This is a genomic window from Arenimonas sp., from assembly GCF_047602345.1.
In the GTDB taxonomy this organism is placed as follows: Bacteria; Pseudomonadota; Gammaproteobacteria; order Xanthomonadales; family Xanthomonadaceae; genus Arenimonas.
In genome coordinates, this window is sequence record NZ_JASGHN010000008.1 from 265,259 (window position 1) to 282,424 (window position 17,166).

General features: G+C 65.0%; 17 protein-coding genes. 9 read left to right on the forward strand and 8 right to left on the reverse strand.

From position 1 onward, the window contains the following. Positions 1-10 precede the first annotated feature (10 nt). On the forward strand, positions 11-2,461 hold the full coding sequence (locus QM707_RS11990; protein ID WP_415002101.1) for a TonB-dependent receptor: 2,451 nt from the start codon (positions 11-13) through the stop codon (positions 2,459-2,461). 60 nt (positions 2,462-2,521) lie between these two features. On the opposite strand, the gene QM707_RS11995 is transcribed toward QM707_RS11990, so the two are convergent. Both QM707_RS11995 and QM707_RS12000 read right to left on the reverse strand, forming a co-directional pair. Next, positions 2,522-3,478, reverse strand: a complete 957-nt coding sequence (locus tag QM707_RS11995; RefSeq protein ID WP_415002102.1) for a peptidylprolyl isomerase — start codon at positions 3,476-3,478, stop codon at positions 2,522-2,524. Positions 3,479-3,537: 59 nt separating this feature from the next. After that, complete coding sequence (locus QM707_RS12000) at positions 3,538-4,131, reverse strand: methyltransferase (RefSeq protein WP_415002103.1); 594 nt, start codon at positions 4,129-4,131, stop codon at positions 3,538-3,540. Between the two features lie 44 nt (positions 4,132-4,175). Between QM707_RS12000 and QM707_RS12005 the strand changes: the two genes are divergently transcribed. Beyond that, positions 4,176-4,589 carry a TfoX/Sxy family protein gene (locus tag QM707_RS12005; RefSeq protein WP_415002104.1) on the forward strand — a complete coding sequence of 138 codons (414 nt, stop codon included), beginning with the start codon at positions 4,176-4,178 and terminating at the stop codon, positions 4,587-4,589. Here QM707_RS12005 and ygiD read toward each other — a convergent pair. Then, entirely contained in the window at positions 4,534-5,307 is a 774-nt protein-coding gene (ygiD, locus tag QM707_RS12010) for a 4,5-DOPA dioxygenase extradiol (RefSeq protein ID WP_415002105.1), read from the reverse strand. The genes QM707_RS12005 and ygiD overlap by 56 nt on opposite strands. Before the next feature lie 141 nt (positions 5,308-5,448). Between ygiD and QM707_RS12015 the strand changes: the two genes are divergently transcribed. After that, the gene (locus tag QM707_RS12015) at positions 5,449-5,814 is read left to right on the forward strand and encodes a PadR family transcriptional regulator (protein ID WP_415002106.1); all 366 of its coding nucleotides are present in this window, start codon (positions 5,449-5,451) and stop codon (positions 5,812-5,814) included. Continuing rightward, positions 5,811-6,716 carry a sensor domain-containing protein gene (locus QM707_RS12020; RefSeq protein ID WP_415002107.1) on the forward strand — a complete coding sequence of 302 codons (906 nt, stop codon included), beginning with the start codon at positions 5,811-5,813 and terminating at the stop codon, positions 6,714-6,716. The genes QM707_RS12015 and QM707_RS12020 overlap by 4 nt, the downstream gene beginning before the upstream one ends. 59 nt (positions 6,717-6,775) lie before the next feature. Here the strand turns inward: QM707_RS12020 and QM707_RS12025 are convergent, their stop codons facing one another. Beyond that, entirely contained in the window at positions 6,776-7,165 is a 390-nt protein-coding gene (locus QM707_RS12025; RefSeq protein ID WP_415002108.1) for an MAPEG family protein, read from the reverse strand. A 118-nt stretch (positions 7,166-7,283) separates the two neighbouring features. On the opposite strand from QM707_RS12025, the gene QM707_RS12030 reads away from it, so the two are divergent. Then, positions 7,284-7,832 carry a DUF1415 domain-containing protein gene (locus QM707_RS12030; RefSeq protein ID WP_415002109.1) on the forward strand — a complete coding sequence of 183 codons (549 nt, stop codon included), beginning with the start codon at positions 7,284-7,286 and terminating at the stop codon, positions 7,830-7,832. A gap of 92 nt (positions 7,833-7,924) precedes the next feature. Here the strand turns inward: QM707_RS12030 and QM707_RS12035 are convergent, their stop codons facing one another. Beyond that, the gene (locus tag QM707_RS12035; RefSeq protein WP_415002110.1) at positions 7,925-8,662 is read right to left on the reverse strand and encodes a type 1 glutamine amidotransferase domain-containing protein; all 738 of its coding nucleotides are present in this window, start codon (positions 8,660-8,662) and stop codon (positions 7,925-7,927) included. Positions 8,663-8,700: 38 nt separating this feature from the next. Next, positions 8,701-10,614 (reverse strand): DEAD/DEAH box helicase, encoded by a 1,914-nt coding sequence (locus QM707_RS12040; protein ID WP_415002111.1) that lies wholly within the window; start codon positions 10,612-10,614, stop codon positions 8,701-8,703. 135 nt (positions 10,615-10,749) lie between these two features. On the opposite strand from QM707_RS12040, the gene QM707_RS12045 reads away from it, so the two are divergent. After that, positions 10,750-11,199: a CopD family protein gene (locus tag QM707_RS12045; protein ID WP_415002112.1), complete on the forward strand. Its 450-nt coding sequence runs from the start codon at positions 10,750-10,752 to the stop codon at positions 11,197-11,199. 13 nt (positions 11,200-11,212) lie between these two features. Here QM707_RS12045 and QM707_RS12050 read toward each other — a convergent pair whose 3' ends face one another. After that, complete coding sequence (locus QM707_RS12050; protein WP_415002113.1) at positions 11,213-11,653, reverse strand: hypothetical protein; 441 nt, start codon at positions 11,651-11,653, stop codon at positions 11,213-11,215. A gap of 100 nt (positions 11,654-11,753) precedes the next feature. Then, the gene (locus QM707_RS12055) at positions 11,754-13,064 is read right to left on the reverse strand and encodes a DEAD/DEAH box helicase (protein ID WP_415002114.1); all 1,311 of its coding nucleotides are present in this window, start codon (positions 13,062-13,064) and stop codon (positions 11,754-11,756) included. Positions 13,065-13,568: 504 nt separating this feature from the next. Between QM707_RS12055 and QM707_RS12060 the strand changes: the two genes are divergently transcribed. The 3 genes from QM707_RS12060 to QM707_RS12070 are packed head-to-tail and all read left to right on the forward strand — an operon-like array spanning position 13,569 to position 16,379. Continuing rightward, on the forward strand, positions 13,569-14,330 hold the full coding sequence (locus QM707_RS12060; RefSeq protein ID WP_415002115.1) for a M16 family metallopeptidase: 762 nt from the start codon (positions 13,569-13,571) through the stop codon (positions 14,328-14,330). Further along, on the forward strand, positions 14,327-14,956 hold the full coding sequence (locus QM707_RS12065) for a M16 family metallopeptidase (protein ID WP_415002116.1): 630 nt from the start codon (positions 14,327-14,329) through the stop codon (positions 14,954-14,956). Before QM707_RS12060 ends, QM707_RS12065 begins: the two co-directional genes overlap by 4 nt. Positions 14,957-14,966: 10 nt before the next feature. Continuing rightward, positions 14,967-16,379 carry a M16 family metallopeptidase gene (locus QM707_RS12070; RefSeq protein ID WP_415002117.1) on the forward strand — a complete coding sequence of 471 codons (1,413 nt, stop codon included), beginning with the start codon at positions 14,967-14,969 and terminating at the stop codon, positions 16,377-16,379. Positions 16,380-17,166 lie beyond the last annotated feature (787 nt).

The window sequence follows — 17,166 nt, forward strand, 5'->3', positions numbered from 1 at the left end:
GAGTAAGACGATGCACCATGCCAGACACAGAACCACCAGGCGGCAACGTCCCGCCAAGCTGCCGCTCGCGTTGGCGATCTGTTTCGCCATCAGCGCGCCTGCGTACGCCGCCGACGAAACCAGTGCCGCCCAGGATGCCAGCGCAACGGCGCAGGACCAGCCGGCCGCATCCAAGGAACGCACCACGAACATCGGCACGGTGACCGTGACGGCGCAGAAGCGCGAGGAAAACCTGCAGAAGGTGCCGATCAGCATCCAGGCCATCGGCAACGTCCAGCTTGAGCAGCAGAACGTCGCCGACTTCGACGATTACGCGAAGATGATCCCGAGCCTGTCCTACGGCACGGCCGGTGGCGGCGTGTTCTCCGGTCCGGGTTTCGTGCAGGTCTACATGCGCGGCGTCGCCAGCGGCGGCGACGGCAACCACTCGGGCTCGCAGCCCAGCGTCGGCATGTATCTCGACGAGCAGCCGATCACGACAATCCAGGGCGCGCTCGACATCCACATGTACGACATCGAGCGCCTGGAAGCGCTGGCCGGTCCGCAGGGAACCCTGTACGGCGCCAGCTCGCAGGCCGGCACGGTGCGCATCATCACCCGCAAGCCGGATCCGTCGGCGCGGTCGAGCGGTTACAGCCTCGAGGCCAACAGCATCGACGGCGGTGGCGTCGGCCACGTCGCCGAGGGCTTCCTCAACCTGCCGATCAACGACAAGGTGGCCGTTCGCCTGGTCGGTTGGGAGAAGCACGAGGCCGGTTACGTCGACAATGTCTTCGGTCGCCGTACCTTCCCGACCTCGGGCATCACCATCGAGAACAACAACCGGATCGAGCAGGACTACAACGATTCGAACACCTACGGCATTCGCGCCGCCCTCGGCATCAATTTCAACGAGGACTGGACCGTCACGCCGTCGATCATCGCCCAGCACATGGGCGCGCACGGCAGCACCGGTTTCGATCCGGGCGTTGGCGACCTGGCCGTCACGCATTTCTATCCGGAACAGTCGAACGACAACTGGACCCAGGCGGCGCTGACCGTGCAGGGCAAGATCGGCAACTTCGACCTGACGTATGCGTTCTCCCGCCTGAACCGTACCGTCGACTCCGAGTCCGACTACAACGACTACGGCTTCTGGTACGACACGCTGGCCGGCTACGGCGCCTATTTCTACGACGACAACGGCGACCTGATCAATCCCGCGCAATACATCCAGGCGCGCGACGGCTACAGCAAGACCAGCCACGAACTGCGCCTGGCTTCGCCGAAGGACAACCGCCTGCGTTTCGTCGGCGGCGTGTTCTGGCAGCAGCAGGGCCATGAGATCTTCCAGCGCTATCGCGTGGACGACCTGGCTTCTTCGCTCGAAGTGCCGGGTTGGTCGGACACCATCTGGCTGACCGCGCAGGAACGCAAGGACCATGACGAGGCGATCTTCGGCGAACTGTCCTACGACTTCACCGACAAGTTCACCGTCACCGCCGGCCTGCGCTTCTTCCGCGTCAAGAGCGCGCTGAAGGGCTTCTTCGGCTATGGCGCCGGTTTCAGCGGATCGACCGGCGAAGCGGCTTGCTTCTCCAGCGAGCAGTTCAACGGCGGGCCCTGCGTCAACCTCGACAAGAAGGTCAGCGAGAGCGACCACGTCGGCCGCCTGAACTTCACCTACGAAATCGACGACAACAAGTTGGTGTATTTCACCTGGTCCGAAGGTTTCCGCCCCGGCGGCATCAACCGCAAGGGCACGCTGGCGCCGTACACCTCCGACTTCCTGACCAACTACGAGTTGGGCTGGAAAACGACCTGGGCGAACAACCGGCTGTCGTTCAACGGCGCGATCTTCCAGGAGAACTGGGACGACTTCCAATTCTCCTACCTGGGCCAGAACGGCCTGACCGAGATCCGCAACGCGGCGCAGGCGCGCATCCGCGGCCTGGAAGCGGAGATCAACTGGGCGGCGACCTACAACCTGATGATCAGCGGCGGCATGGCTTGGTACGACGCCGAGCTGACGAAGGACTATTGCGCGGCGACCGATGCCAACGGCAATCTCGATCCGGACTGCTACCTGCCGGTGTCGCCGTACGATCGTGCCTTCGCTGGTACGCGTCTGCCGGTCACCGCACGCGTCAAGGGCAACCTCAATGCGCGCTACAGCTTCGACTTCGCCGGTGGCGAGGCGTATTGGCAGGTGGCGGTCTCGCACCAGGGCAGTCGCACCAACGATCTGCGCGAAGCGCAGAGCGCGTTGCTGGGCGAACTGGATGCCTACACGCTGACGGACTTGTCGGCCGGCGTGCGCCGCGACTCGTGGTCCCTGGACTTCTACATCAAGAACGTCTTCGATGAGCGCGCCGAGCTGGCCCGCTTCGCGCAGTGCGCGGCACTGACCTGCGGCTACCAGCCTTATACCGTCGTGGCGCAGCCGCGCACGTTCGGCATCCGCTTCTCGCAGGAGTTCTAAGCGTCAGGAGTGGGGAGGGAAGACGAGGGGCGGGGAAACCCGCCCCTCGTTTTTTTCAGGTTATTTGGCGATGGCGGGTTTCGCGGCGTCGATCGGTCGCACCGGAATGGGCACGTTGCAGAGCTCCACATGGCCGGCCGGCACCTGGTACCAATCGTCCTTGCGGTTGCGGCGCGACGCGACCAGCGCATCCCAGGTTGCGGTGTCGGTACGCAACACTTCGATCCTGGTGCGTTCGCTTTCCGGCACGTCAGCCGCGAGCTTGATCGATGTGATCGGCACGTACTGTTCCGGCTTTTCATAGAAACCCAGCGGCCCGGTGCCACGCGGCAGGATCGACAACTTCTCCATGCCCTGGACCACGCGGCCGGCGACATTGATGTTGCGATCGAGCTGGCGCGGCGCGTGACCGATGATCACGTACAGGCTGGTGCCGCTGCCGCTGAGCGGGTCATTGCCGCGAGCGACGCCCAGCGCGCCGTAACAATGCGTCAGCCAGGTCTGGTTCGCCTTCGGATCGCGGCCGGCCGGCATGCCCTGGGCGAAGCCGACCTGCGGCGCATAGCCGTCGGCATCTCGCAGGCGGGTGAAGGGCGTCGCATCGCTGATCGGCACCGTGTATTCGGAGGGCAATTGCGCCTTGGCGCCGCCGAGCGGCTTGGCTTTCTCCGGCGTCTTCTCGTCATCGTTGGGATCGGCCCATTGCACGACGTAGTTGTCCTGCGAGCGCACGATGGCGAGGCCGTCGTAATAGCCCTGCTTGGCCAGTGTGCGGATGTTGTCCACGTGCAGCGGCGCATAGCCCGGCGAGAGCTCGATCACGACGCGCCCGCTGGCGAGTTCGAGGTAGAGCGTGTTCTGCGGATCGAGCGGGCGCCAATCCGCGGCACTGGAAGCGGCGAGGATGTCCGCCATCGTGACGGGCTTCTTCGGCGGCGCCGGCTTCTCTTCGGCCTGGGCGCCGGACAGCAGGGAAGACAGGGCAAGGGCGAGCGCGGTCGCGGCGATCGGTTTCATTGGCGGTGTCCTGAGGGTGAGCCCGGATTCTTGCACAGGCTTGCCTGCGGTTCGCGGGTTCAGCCGGCGGTTTCGAGGCTGGCCCCGTGGCCCGACAGATGCGGGCTCAAGTAGAGGTGCGATCCGCATGCGCGCAGGCCGGCCTCGCGGAATTGCCGGCGGTACCAATCGGCCTTGCGCGGCAGGAAGCCCTCGAAGTCCCCGACGATATCGTCTTCCTTCGTGAAGACTTCGATGAAGGCGACCCCATCGCAGAGGTCGTCGAAGCCGCACAGGCCCCGGCGCAACTCGGCATCGGGCACGTAGTGCAGCACGTCGGAGCAGACCAGCAGGTCGGCCGGCGGGCCGAAACGCAGTTCGGCGAGTTGGCCGAACCCGGCCAGCGCGATATTGCGCGACCGTCCGAAACGACGCACGGCGTACTCGCTGGCATCGACGCCCTGGTAGTGCAGGCGGGGGCGCAGCGCCAGCAGCGGATTGCGCCAGACGCCTTCGCCGCAGCCGATGTCGATGACGCTGCGGATCGGGCGTTCGAGGTAGTACTCGGCCGCGGCCACCGCCAACGCGACCTTGCGTCGCAGCATCGACGAGTGGCCCCGGCCATGACGGCGATACCAATGGGCGAAATAGGCCTGGTCATAGTTTTTTCGCATGGAAAGGAGAGTACAGTCATCGCGCAGGGGAGGCGAGACGCGGCATGCGCGACGACGGCTTCATCGACTATCTGCATGAACTGCTCGATCCGCTGGGCCGCATCGCCGTGCGGCGCATGTTCGGCGGCCACGGCCTGTATTGCGACGGCGTGTTCTTCGCCATCCTGGTCGAAGATCGCCTTTACCTGAAGGTGGACGGCGAGTCGCGTATCCGTTTCGAACAGGCTGGCAGTGCGCCCTTCGTTTACGACGGCCGCGGCCGTCGCATCGAGATGAGTTACTGGAATGCGCCGGACGAAGCGATGGATTCGGCCGAGGCCATGCGCCCCTGGGCCTTGTTGGCGATCGGGGCCGCACAACGCGCCGCGCAGGCCAAGCCGCCCCGGAAGAAGGTTTCCGGCGCTAAGCGCCGATCAGCACCGAGCGCATCGAAATCGAGCTCTGAACTTCCTCGTTGAAGAAAGCCGCCGTTTCGCCGGGTTCCTGCAGCGCCAACGCATAGAGCAGGGGCAGGTAGTGTTCCGGCGTCGGGATCGACAGCGAGGCGTCCGCGCCGAGGCGGGAATAGTCGCGCAAGTCCTGGTGCGCTCGCTCGCGGATCCGCTGCGCCACCGCTTCGTCGAAACGCTGCGCCCAGTCGTAGGGCTTGGCGTCTTGGAAGCGGAAGACACGCAGGTTGTGCACGATATTGCCGCTGCCGACGATCAGCACGCCTTCATCGCGCAGGGGCGCGAGCTTCGTCGCAAGCCGGTAATGCCACTCGCCGGGCTGGCGCGTGTCCAAGCCCAGTTGCACGACGGGAATATCGGCGGCCGGATACATCGGCTCGAGCACGGCCCAGGCCCCATGGTCCAGGCCGCGATGTTCGTCCAGGCTCGCCTGCTGGCCGAGCAGCGCCTGCGCGCGTTGCGCGAGCGATGGGCTGCCCGGCGCGGGATAGCGCATGTCGAACAGCGGCTTCGGGAAGCCGTAGAAGTCGTGGATTGTGTCCGGCTGCGGACTCGACGTCAGTCGCGGCCCCTCGGTTTCCCAGTGGGCGGAAATGCAGAGGATGGCCCTCGGTCGCGGCAGGCGTTTGCCGAGCGCCTGCCAGCTGCGGCGCCAGGCGTTGTCCTCGATGGCATTCATCGGTGAGCCGTGCCCGAGGAACAGCACCGGCAGCTTGCGATCGGCCATGGGCGAGGTTCCAGACGGGCTGGAAGCACGATACCGGGACGGCCCAGGTGGGGCTATGACTTCTGGCAGGTTCACTATAGTTAGATTGGTAATAGTATCGCCTCACCAGTAGGTCCTTCCTACCCGAACCGGGACCCTCCCATGTCCGAACTAGAAAGCCACACCAAGAAGTTCCAGAAGGAGCTCAGCACCGGCACGGTCTCGCTCGTGCTGCTGGCCGTGCTCGATCAGGCCAAAGAACCGATGTACGGCTATCAGATCGCCAAGCGCCTCGAACACGGGGGCGAGAGCTTCCTGAGCGGCAAGCAGAGCGCGCTGTATCCCGTGCTGCGGAATCTCGACGCTTCCGGCCTGCTGGCGAGCGAAGTCGAACCGTCGGTCGCCGGGCCACCGCGCCGCTACTACCGGATCACGCCACAGGGACGCGAAATCCTGTCGGCATGGATCCAACACTGGACCGCCGCCCGCGACGCCGTCGACAACATCCTTGAAGGAAGGACGCCATGAACGCCCCGATGCCGAAAACCATTCCCGAATACCTCGAGCAACTGCGTCGCGCGCTTGCGGGATCCGATCCGGCCCTGGTGCAGGACGCCCTGTACGACGCCGAGGAGTATCTGCGATCCGAGTTGGCCGAGAATCCCGGCCTCGACGAGGCCACGGTGCTCGCGTCCATCGCGGGCAGCTACGGCGACCCGGAAGAAGTGGCCGACATCTACCGCCAGACCGAGACGACGGTGGCGAAGGCCCTGCAACCGCCGCCGCGCAAGCCGCAGCGTTCGGCCCTCGGCAGGTTCTTCGGCGTGCTGATCGATGCTCGTGCGTATTCGTCGCTGTTCTACATGTTGCTCTCGCTGGTGACGGGCATCCTGTACTTCACCTGGGTCGTGACCGGCATGAGCCTGAGCCTCGGCCTGGCCATCCTCATCATCGGCATTCCGGTGGCGATCCTGTTCTTCGCCAGCGTGCGCGGCATCGCGCTGTTCGAAGGACGCCTGGTCGAAGCCCTGCTCGGCGAGCGCATGCCACGTCGCCCGACCTATCAGCAGAAGAGCCAGGACGTGCCGGCTTTCGAGCGCATCAAGGCCTTGTTCACCGATCCGCGCAGCTGGTCCTCGATGTTGTACATGTTGCTGATGCAGCCGCTCGGCGCGGCCTACTTCAGTTACGCCGTGACACTGCTGGCGCTTTGCTTCGGCATCGCCGCGATACCGATCGTCGACCAGTTCAATCACCATGGCACGATCAGTATCGGCAACTGGTATTTCACCGCGCCCTGGTGGAGCTTCCCGATCTTCCTGGGCGTAGCCATCGTGTTGTTCGCGATCGGCTTGCATATCGCCCGCGGCGTGGGCTACGTGCACTCGCAGGTCGCCAAGAGCCTGCTGGTGATGTCCGCGCGGCAGTAAGCCGCGGAAAAGGCAACGGCCGGGAATCCCGGCCGTTGTCTTCGTGCAGGTCGCGTGGATCAGCCCAGCATGCGCATGACGATACCGACCATCGCCATGCCCAACAGGCCTACCGCGGCGAGCGCGCCGATCAGGAAGCCCATCGAACGCTTGCCGGCTTCCTGCATGTAGCCGAACAGGTACCAGGTCCGCCCGACCAACCAGGCGTAGCCCAGGCCCATGGCCGTCGTCTCGTTGGCGTAGCTCGACGCCAGCCAGAGGACCGGCAGGAACAACACGGTCTGCTCCAGCGTGTTCTGGTGCGCCCGGAATACGCGCTCGAAATCGGGATGGCCGGCGGTGGCGGGCGCCTTGATCTGGTACTTGCCGCGGGCCCGACCGACGAAATAGATGGCGAGGATATTGAGCAGGACGGCGAGGGTGGTGATCAGTGCGGCGTGCAGGTGCATCGGGTCTCTCCCCAGGGACTGCGGTCATTCTGGGAGAAGGGCGCGCGCGCGTCCATGGCCGTATCGGTCAGGGTCGGCGGCCAGGCGTAAACTGACGATCGGACGGGAACGGACGACGATGACTTCCGAACGCGAAATCCTCGATGCGACGCAGCAATGGCTGGAACGGGCCGTGATCGGCCTGAACCTGTGTCCGTTCGCGAAGGCGGTGCATGCGAAGAGGCAGATCCGCTACGTCGTCAGCGATGCGAGCGACGTCGAGGGCCTGCTGGCGGACCTGTTGCATGAGTTGCGCCTGCTGGCCGATGCCGATCCGGCCGAGATCGAGACGACGCTATTGATCCATCCTCATGTGCTGGCGGATTTCCTCGACTACAACGATTTCCTCGAGATCGCCGATGCGGCGGTGTCCGAACTCGAACTCGATGGCGAGCTGCAGGTGGCGAGTTTCCACCCCGACTACCGCTTCGCCGACAGTCGCTCGGACGATATCGACAACTTCAGCAATCGTTCGCCCTATCCGACCCTGCACTTGCTGCGCGAAAGCAGCATCGACAAGGCGGTCGAGGCCTTCCCCGACGCAGCCAGCATCTATGAGCGTAATATCGATACCCTGCGCCGCCTCGGACGGGACGGGTGGCGGCGACTCTGGGAGGACGGGGCATGAGTACGGTACGCGTGCGAGTGATGATCGCCCTGGCCTTCGCTGTGTTGATGTTGGGCCTGCTGCTCAAGGCCTGAGGTCGGCGGCCTGCCCGATCAGCGCGCCGGAAGCATGCCGGCGAATTCTTCCGCGAAACGGTGCACATCGCCGGGCCAGCGCGCCGAAAGATAATTGCCGTCGCGTAATGCGAAGCCGCGATCGAGCTTGCCCGGGGCGTCGCGGAACAGGGGTGCGGGGCCGGCGATGAAATCCTCCGGCGAGGCCAGCGCTTCCGTGACTTCTTCCTGGACCGATTGCGGATAGGTCCGGTAGTAGTCGCCGAGCCAAAGCCGCGTCACGTTCCAGGCAAGCATTTCCTGCAGCTCGAGCAGGGCCGTGGTCTTGCGGCCATGAAGCACCGACAGGCCGTCCTTGCCCAGCGAGCGCGCCACCAGCACCACGCCATGGCAGACCGCGGCGACCGGCTTGTTGGCGGCGAACATCGCGGTGACGACGCCTTGCAGCAGATGCGATTCGAGGTATTCGCGCATGCGCGGCGCATGCCCGCCGGGCAACAACAGAGCGTCGTAGTGGTTCGGATCGATCTGGTCGTGCCGGATCGGTTTCGCGAAGGCGTCGCTGCGGCTCATGGCGGCATAGGCGTCGCGTCCGTTGGCGTCGGCCATCAGCGCGGGTTTCGCGGGACCGAGGCCTTCGCCAGTCAGCATGCGCGCGTCGGCTTCGGCCGGCTGGCCGTCGGGCGTCGCGAACACGACGCGATGGCCGCGACTTTCCAGCACGCGCCAGGGCACGCCGCTCTCGGTGGGATCGAAATCGTGAAGGGGCAGGGGCATCAGCACGGTGGCCATACCCCTAGATTAGCCCGAGTCCGTCAGTCGCGCGGCGGACCCTTGCGATGCGGCTTGGGTTTGCCGGACTTGAAGGGCTTGCCAGCGCCGGCGTCGCCGCCCTCGCGTTTGCCCTTGAACGGCGGCTTGTCGCCGAAGGATTTCTTGCCGCCGAATTCCTTCTTGGCGAAAGGCTTGCGCCCCGCAGGTTTCTTGCCGGCGGTGTCGGGCGCCTCGCCATCGCGGGTGATGCGCAGTTGCTGCCCCGCGCACCAGACCGTCTTCAGGTGGGACATGATGTCCGGCGGCATGCCCTCGGGCAGGTCGATCAGGCTATGGTCTTCGAAGATCTCGATGCGGCCGATGTTCTTGCTGTCGAGCCCGGCTTCGTTGGCGATGGCGCCGACGATATTGCCCGGCTTCACGCCATGGTCGTAGCCGACCTCGATGCGGAAAGTCTGCATGCCGGCGTCCGCTTCGCGTGCGATGCGTTCTTTTTTCGGAAAGGCGGGACGTTCCGGTCGCTCGGTGCGCTCGAAACGTTCGCCGCGCTCCTTGCGCTGCGGACGTTCGCCCTGCTCGAACTTGCGTTCGGCGAACGCGGGTTTCGGCTCGCGCTTCGGCGCTTCCAGCAGCAGCGGCACGTCGCCGCGCGCCATCTTGGCCAGGGCGGCGGCGATCTCGATCGCCGGCACGTTGTGCGCCTGCTCGAAATCCTCGATCAGGCGCTGGAACAGGCCCAATTCGCCGCTCGCCAGGGTTTCGCTGATCTGGTTCTTGAACTTGGCGATGCGCACGTCGTTGATCGCTTCGACGGTCGGCAATTCCATTGGCTCGATCGGCTGGCGCGTGGCGCGTTCGATCGAACGCAGCATGTTTCGCTCGCGCGGCGCGATGAACAGGATCGCCTCGCCGCTGCGGCCGGCGCGGCCGGTGCGGCCGATGCGATGCACGTAGCTCTCGGTGTCGTAGGGCACGTCGTAGTTCAGCACATGGCTGATGCGGTCCACATCCAGGCCGCGCGCGGCCACGTCGGTGGCGACGAGGATGTCGATCTTGCCGTCCTTGAGCTGCTGGATGGTGCGTTCGCGCTGGGCCTGCTGCACGTCGCCGTTGATGCTGGCCGCCGAGAAACCGCGCGCCTGCAATTTTTCCGCCAGCTCGTCGGTGGCGAGCTTGGTGCGTGCGAACACGATCATCGCGTCGAAGGGTTCGGCTTCGAGGATGCGGGTCAGGGCGTCGAGTTTGTGCAATCCGCTGACCTGCCAGAAGCGCTGGCGGATGTTGTCGGCGGTGCGCGTCTTCGCGGCGATGGTGACTTCGGCCGGATCCTTCAGGTAGGTCTGGGCGATGCGGCGGATGGCCGGCGGCATCGTGGCCGAGAATAGGGCGACGCGGCGATTCTCCGGCGTCTTCTTGATGATGTTCTCGACATCGTCGATGAAACCCATGCGCAGCATCTCGTCGGCTTCGTCGAGCACGAGCGTGGACAGTTGCGACAGGTCGAGCGTGCCCTTGTCGAGGTGATCGATCACGCGACCGGGCGTGCCGACGACGACGTGCACGCCGCGGCGCAATGCCGACAGCTGCGGGCCGTAGCTCTGGCCACCGTAGATCGGCAGCACCTGGAAGCCCTGCATCTGCGAGGCGTAGCGCTGGAAGGCTTCGGCGACCTGGATCGCCAGTTCTCGCGTCGGCGCCAGCACCAGCACCTGCGGCTTGGACTTCGACAGGTCGAGCTTGTGCAGCAGGGGTAGGGCGAAGGCCGCCGTCTTGCCGGTACCGGTCTGCGCCTGGCCCAGTACATCGCGTCCGGCCAGCAATTCCGGGATGGTCGCAGCCTGGATGGGCGAGGGCGATTCGTAACCGACTTCCGCCAGCACGCGCAGCAGCGGCTCGGCGAGGCCGAGTTCGCGGAATGAGGACGGGACCGCGGAGGCGGTGGATTCGGAAGTCATGGCGTGCTCGCGGTGCGCCGGGGCGCAGACGGCCGGGCGGGGAGGGAGGAATGGGTGCCTATTCTACCTGTTCGCTCCAGACCGCGCTTTTTCGGCCTTTCGTGGCATGCTTCGGGCCTGCCATGGAGCGCCCGAATGATCTATCTGTGGACCAAATCCCTGCATCTGCTCTTCGTGATGGCCTGGATGGGCGGTGTCTTCTACCTGCCACGCATCCTGGTGAACATCGCCGAGGCCGGCGATGCGCCGGCGGTGCGCGAACGCCTGCTGCTGATGGGCAAGCGACTGTATTCGTTCGGGCACAACATGTTCGGCCTGGCTTTCCTGCTGGGCCTGACGCTGTGGCTCGGGCATCTGGTCGCACCGCAGTGGTGGCCCGACATCGTCGGCGGCATGAAATGGATCCATGCCAAGCTCACGCTGGTGATAGTGATGATGGCCTATTACGTTTTCTGCGGACGCTTGCTCAAGCGTGCCGCCGCAGGCAGCGCGCTGCCGTCGGCCAAGGCGTTGCGGATCATCAACGAGCTGCCGGTGTTGCTGCTGCTGGCCATCATCTATCTGGTGATCGCCAAACCCTTCTGAACGATCGTGCGGGTCAGCGATCGCCGCCGCGCCATTCGCGATCCTGCTCCGGCTCGCGCTTCGCCGACGCCAGGCGATAGCCCAGCCAGGCCAGGGGAAGCGGCAGAGCAAGGCCCGCGAGCATCATCCAGGCCGGATGCGCGAACTGGAAAAAGTTCGTGGCCGTCGCTACCAGTACGGTAACGCCGACGATCATCGCGGAGGGCAGGGCGTGTCGCCGACTCAGGCGCGCCGCCGTCCAGGCGCCGGCGAAAGCGCCGACCGCCCAGGCCGCCACCACGATCGCCAGCGCCGCCACCGGCAGGGTGGCGATCCAGGCATTCATCGCGCGTGCGTCGTTGACGTCCAGGCCCAGCGGGGGTGGGTAACGGTAGATGCCGATCATCTCGATCGCCGCCACGCTGACGAACATCACTATCAGGCCCGCCAGTACCGCCAGGAACGTCCGCATCATGGTTTTCGCCTCCCCGCTTCGCGGCGAGTGTCGAATCGCTGGCGGAAAAAGACAAGGGCCGCGATGCGGCCCCTGGCTTCGGAACGGATGGAAGGCGGAATCAGCGCGACGTACGGGCGTCGCGACGCTGGCGCTGTTCCTGACCCTGCGCGCCGCCACGATTGCCGGCATGCGCATGGCGCGTGTTCTGCTGCGCGTGCGGACGGCGCTGCTTGCTCGGCGGTCGATTGCCCGAAGGGCGGCCGGCCGACGGGCCGTCGTTGCCCATGCGGATCGGGCGGCTCGGCGCATAGCCTTCGACCGTGATCATCTCGATGTCGGCCTTCAGTACACGATGGATCGCGCGCAACAGCTGCGCTTCGTCCGGCGAGACCAGCGAAATCGCTTCACCGTTGGCGCCGGCGCGGCCGGTGCGGCCGATGCGGTGCACGTAGTCTTCGGCGACCATCGGCAGGTCGTGGTTGATCACCAGCGGCAGCAGCGGGATGTCGAGACCGCGCGCGGCGACGTCGGTCGCCACGAGCACGCGCGCCTTGCCTTCCTTGAATTCCTTCAGGGCTTTCAGGCGCTGCGCCTGGCTCTTGTTGCCGTGGATGGCGACGGCGCTGATGCCGGCCTTCTCGAGCTGTTCGGCCAGGCGGTTGCAGCCGTGCTTGGTCTTGCCGAACACCAGTACCTGTTCCTGCCAGCGCTGGCTGAGGATGTCGATCAGCAGGTCGCGCTTGCGATTGCCGTCGACCGGGTGCGCACGGTGCGTGACCTTCTCGGCGATGGTGTTGCGCGCGGCGATCTGCACTTCGCGCGGGTCGCGCAGCATTTCCAGGGCGAGCTTCTTCAGGGCGTCTTCGAAGGTGGCCGAGAACAGCAGGGTCTGGCGCTTGCCCGGCAACTTGCCGAGGATGCGCTTGATCGAAGGCAGGAAGCCCATGTCGAGCATGCGGTCGGCTTCGTCGAGCACGAGCATTTCGACGCCCGACAGATCGACGTTGCGCTGGTCGAGATGATCGATCAGGCGGCCGGGGCAGGCGACGACGACGTCGACGCCGCGACGCAGGGCATCGACCTGCGGATTCATGCCGACGCCGCCGTAGATGGTGGCGACCTGCAAGCGCTGGTACTTGCTGTACGCGCGGATGCTGTCGTTGACCTGCACGGCCAGCTCGCGGGTCGGCACGAGGATGAGGGCGCGCGGACGACGGTCGTTGCGTTGGCCCATGGCATGCAGGCGCTGCAGCATCGGCAACACGAAGGCGGCCGTCTTGCCGGTGCCGGTCTGGGCGCCGCCGAGCAGGTCGTGGCCGGCGAGGACCAGCGGGATGGCTTCGGCCTGGATGGGCGTGGGCGCGGTGTAGTTGCGTTCGGCAAGCGCGCGAACGAGCGCGGGCGCAAGCCCGAGCGATTCAAAGGACATGTGTTGCTCCGTTTTTACCCGGAGCGTTCCCTGGAACCGCGCTGCGAGTCTGTTACTCAGTTTGTCGCCAGCGACTCTGTATTGAATCGGGGCGGCTTGCGCTGCGAAACGTGCGGGAGGGGGCCGGGCGGGTTCTTGGGAACCGGCAGGCGGCCACCGAGGGGAAAACGAACCCGGAGCAGCAAACGGGGCGCACTCTACGCGAATTTGCTGCGTCGCGCCAATCGGGGCTGAACCATCGTTCATGAGAAGCAGTGCAGTTGCGGCCCAATTGACCCAGACCGCCCAGCCGGCAGGCCGACCGCTCGGTCGGAACGCCATCCATGGCCACCGACTCGCGGATGCTCGCGCCTCCTGCGCTCGCTTCGCGCCTGGCCGGCGATGGGCGGACGGGTTGGGCGACCCGCGCGGCGAACTGTTCGCGACATCCGTGACTTCAGTCACGGGCCGCTGGCCCCGGCCGGGCGGTAGCCTGCCCGCTTCGTCCCTGAAACCGAGGTTGCCATGCGTCGCCGTCCTCTTTCCCTGCTGATCGCCGGGCTGATGCTCGCCGCATCGGCCTCCGCGTCAGAAACCGATCGCTGGAACCTGCCTGTCGCGGTGAAAAAGCTCGACAACGGCCTGACCGTCGTCGTGTCCGAAGACCATAGCTCGCCGACCGTCGGCGTCAGCGTCGTCTATCACGTCGGCATGCGCCTCGAGCCGAAGAACCGTACTGGCTTCGCCCATCTGTTCGAGCACCTGATGTTCCAGGGCACCCCGAATGCGAAGAAGGGCGTCTTCGACAATGTCATCACTGGCGGCGGCGGCCGCAACAACGGTTCGACCCGCGCCGACTTCACCAATTACATCGAAACGGCGCCGGTATCGGCGATCGAGCCGATCCTGTGGATGGAAGCGGACCGCATGCGCACGCTGGACTTCAATCCCGAAACGCTGAAGAACCAGCAGGACGTGGTGAAGGAAGAGATCCGCGTCAACGTGAAGAACCAGCCCTATGGCGGCTTCATGTGGATCGACATCGGCCAGCACGCCTTCCAGAAGTGGGAGAACAACCACGATGGCTACGGCAGTTTCCAGGATCTGGAAAACGCCAGCCTGACCGACGTGGAGGCTTTCCATCGCGATTACTACGGCCCGAACAACGCCGTGCTGTCGATCGCCGGCGACGTGACGCCGGAGCAGGGCTTCGCGCTGGCGCAGAAATATTTCGGCGGCATCGCCTCGCGTCCGACCCGGCCGCCCCCGATTATCGCGAAGGCTTGAACACGGCCGAGAAGCGCGTGCAGCAGAGCGATGCGCTGGCCCAGGTGCCGGCGATCGCGGCGGCCTGGAAGATGCCCGACCGCGGCAGCAAGGATCAGGTGCCGATGGCGGTGCTCGGCACGATGCTCGCCGACGGCGATGCTTCCGTGTTCTACCAGAGCCTGGTGAAGGGCAAGGAACTCGCGTTGAACATGGACGTGCTGTTCGGCCTGACCAGCCCCTGGGAATACGACGGCCCGACCCTGTTCACCGTGTTCGCGTTGTACAAGCCTGATAGCAGCGCCGATGCGCTGCTCGCCGCGATGGACGCGGACATCGCCAAGATCGCCGCCAACGGCGTCGACGAAGCCACGCTCAAGCGCGTGAAGACGCAGATGCTGGCCGATTGGTACAACGGTCTTGAAGGCTTTCTGGCCCGCGCCGATACGTTGGCCAAGCTGCAGACGCTGTGGGGCGACGCCGCCGTGGCCAACAAGATTCCCGGCTGGATCGAAGCCGTGACGTCCGACGACATCAAGCGCGTTGCCGCCACCTACCTGACCAAGGCCAACCGCACCGTCATCGACCGCAAGCCGGCCGCGATGATGGCCGCCCCGGCCGCCGCCGCGCCTGCGGCCAAGAACTGAGGAGACGACCATGAAGAAGACTTTGCTCGCCCTGATCGTGTCCTCGCTGCTTTCGCCGGTCGCTTTCGCTGGCGCGGATGTCGCCTTGCCGAAGGAACTGCCGCCGTACGCGCAGGACAAACCGCTGCCGGTGCCGCAGATCGCCAAGCGCACGCTGTCGAATGGTTTGACCGTATGGGTGCTGCCGCGTGAAGGATTGCCGCGCGTGGACTACGTGCTCGCTTTCCGTGGCGCCGGCCTCGCCGCCGACGGCGACGGACAACAGGGCTTCGCGACCCTGCTCGCCAGCCTGATGAACGAAGGCACCGACAAGCTCGATTCGCGCCAGATCGCCGAAACGGCGCAGGGCATGGGCGGTTCGGTCGGTGCGGCCGCCGGTTTCGACGGCATCACCGTGTACAGCGACGCGCTGGCTTCGCACGCCGGCCCGATGATGCAGCTGCTTTCGAACGTGGCCCGCCATCCTGCGTTTCCCGCCAATGAGGTGGAACTGGCGAAGAAGAACGCACTGCAATCGCTGAAAGTCTCGGAGGCTCAACCCGGCTTCCGCGCCGAACGCGCCCTGGCGGCGTCGCTGTACGGAGACCACCCGTACGCGCGCACGCAGCCGACGCAGGCCTCGATCACGGCGACCAGCAGCGACGGCCTGAAAGCCGCGCATGCCCAGCGTTTCCGTCCCGACCGTGCCTTGCTGGTGATCACCGGGCGCATCAGCGAGGCCGAGGCCTTCAAGCTGGCCGAAGCCGCGTTCGGGGATTGGAAAGCCAGCGGCACGGCGCTGCCGGACACCGCTGCCTCCGTTCGCAGCACGTCGGTGAGCAAACAATTGCTCGAGCGCAAGGGCAGCGTGCAGTCGACGATTCGATTGGGTCGTCCGGCCATCGCCGCCACCGAAGCCGACTACGTGCCGCTGAAACTGACGGGTACGATCCTCGGCGGCGGTTTCAGCAGCCGCGTGAATCAGAACCTGCGTGAGGACAAGGGTTACACCTACGGCGCCTCGGCCAGTTCGCGTACCTATCGCAACGGCGGCAGCATCGTCGGCGGCGCCGACGTGCGCAACGAAGTGACCGGCGCGGCGCTGAAGGAGTTCTTCGGCGAATACAACCGCATCGGCACGGAACTGGTGTCGCCGGCCGAGCTCGACATGAACAAGCGCTACGTCGCCGGCGGTTATCTGATCAACAACCAGCTGCAGGCCTCGGTCGCCGGCACGCTGGCCGGCAACTGGCTGCTTGGCCTGCCGGCCGAGTTCCTCGGTCAGTACGTGCCCCTGATTCAGAAGGTGAACGCCGAGCAGGTGCGCGAGATGGGCAGGAAATACTTCTCGCCCGAATCGCAATCCATCGTCGTCGTCGGTGATCCGTCGGCGGTCGCCGAACAGCTGAAGGCCTATGGCGATTTCAATCTGAAAGCGCAGTAGTTGCTTTCGTCCTCATGGCTGCACGAAAAAGCCGGGGCCTGCCCCGGCTTTTTCTTTGTCGCCGAACGGATTACGCGAGCGGGTCCAGAGAGGATGTCGGCGCGGGTCGGACAACATCGATATAGTGCGTTTTCTGTATTCCCTCGTGTGTTCTCCCAAGCAGAAGAATAGGCCGATAGAACATGACTTCCCCAAGAACTTTCTGCGTCGGATTGTTCGCGGCAATCCTCGCATGTGACGTGCAATCCCAGGACACCGTTATTACGCCTGATTGGCAGGTGCTGGATTTCTCCGCCAGGGGTGGCTACAGGGTGCATGTCGAGTCCCCAGGTGCAGGGCTAGAAAGCGCATCCGTTTCCCATTCATCCTGCACGGCAGTAGTGCCACCTCACTATCTATTGGTGCCGGACGGGGGTTGCGTTTCTGGAGTCAACACAACTGACATACAGCAATGGAGACGGCTCTGAAATGGTTCTTTCCATTGACTATCTTTACGTCGAAGAAAAAGCTCCGGATGTGCAGGTTGAGGGGCGCGTGGAGTGGTATTGGAGAGATTGCGAGTTCTTCAAGCGGGACGTTTATAGGGATGTAGACGGAACGATGAAGTTGGTCCTGTCTGACTAATGTATGAAAAAAGCCGAGGCTTGCCCCGGCTTTTTCTTTGCGCCACTCGATACGCGAACGAGGTAACGCCCATCCGAGAGATAGGCGCTGCCTCCTACATCTCGCTTGAGGGAAAACACGCGGTTAGGGCAGTCATGTTGTGCCTTCCGCGCGCAAGTCGATG

Bases quoted from the DNA above. Each gene is read 5' to 3' on its own strand.
- QM707_RS12005 (WP_415002104.1), top strand. From the start codon at position 4,176: ATGCGCGACGACGGCTTCATCGACTATCTGCATGAACTGCTCGATCCG.
- QM707_RS12015 (WP_415002106.1), top strand. From the start codon at position 5,449: ATGTCCGAACTAGAAAGCCACACCAAGAAGTTCCAGAAGGAGCTCAGC.
- QM707_RS12025 (WP_415002108.1), bottom strand. From the start codon at position 7,165: ATGCACCTGCACGCCGCACTGATCACCACCCTCGCCGTCCTGCTCAAT.
- ygiD (WP_415002105.1), bottom strand. From the start codon at position 5,307: ATGGCCGATCGCAAGCTGCCGGTGCTGTTCCTCGGGCACGGCTCACCG.
- QM707_RS12060 (WP_415002115.1), top strand. From the start codon at position 13,569: ATGCGTCGCCGTCCTCTTTCCCTGCTGATCGCCGGGCTGATGCTCGCC.
- QM707_RS12045 (WP_415002112.1), top strand. From the start codon at position 10,750: ATGATCTATCTGTGGACCAAATCCCTGCATCTGCTCTTCGTGATGGCC.
- QM707_RS12040 (WP_415002111.1), bottom strand. From the start codon at position 10,614: ATGACTTCCGAATCCACCGCCTCCGCGGTCCCGTCCTCATTCCGCGAA.
- QM707_RS12020 (WP_415002107.1), top strand. From the start codon at position 5,811: ATGAACGCCCCGATGCCGAAAACCATTCCCGAATACCTCGAGCAACTG.
- QM707_RS11995 (WP_415002102.1), bottom strand. From the start codon at position 3,478: ATGAAACCGATCGCCGCGACCGCGCTCGCCCTTGCCCTGTCTTCCCTG.
- QM707_RS12000 (WP_415002103.1), bottom strand. From the start codon at position 4,131: ATGCGAAAAAACTATGACCAGGCCTATTTCGCCCATTGGTATCGCCGT.
- QM707_RS12070 (WP_415002117.1), top strand. From the start codon at position 14,967: ATGAAGAAGACTTTGCTCGCCCTGATCGTGTCCTCGCTGCTTTCGCCG.
- QM707_RS12030 (WP_415002109.1), top strand. From the start codon at position 7,284: ATGACTTCCGAACGCGAAATCCTCGATGCGACGCAGCAATGGCTGGAA.
- QM707_RS11990 (WP_415002101.1), top strand. From the start codon at position 11: ATGCACCATGCCAGACACAGAACCACCAGGCGGCAACGTCCCGCCAAG.
- QM707_RS12050 (WP_415002113.1), bottom strand. From the start codon at position 11,653: ATGATGCGGACGTTCCTGGCGGTACTGGCGGGCCTGATAGTGATGTTC.
- QM707_RS12055 (WP_415002114.1), bottom strand. From the start codon at position 13,064: ATGTCCTTTGAATCGCTCGGGCTTGCGCCCGCGCTCGTTCGCGCGCTT.
- QM707_RS12035 (WP_415002110.1), bottom strand. From the start codon at position 8,662: ATGCCCCTGCCCCTTCACGATTTCGATCCCACCGAGAGCGGCGTGCCC.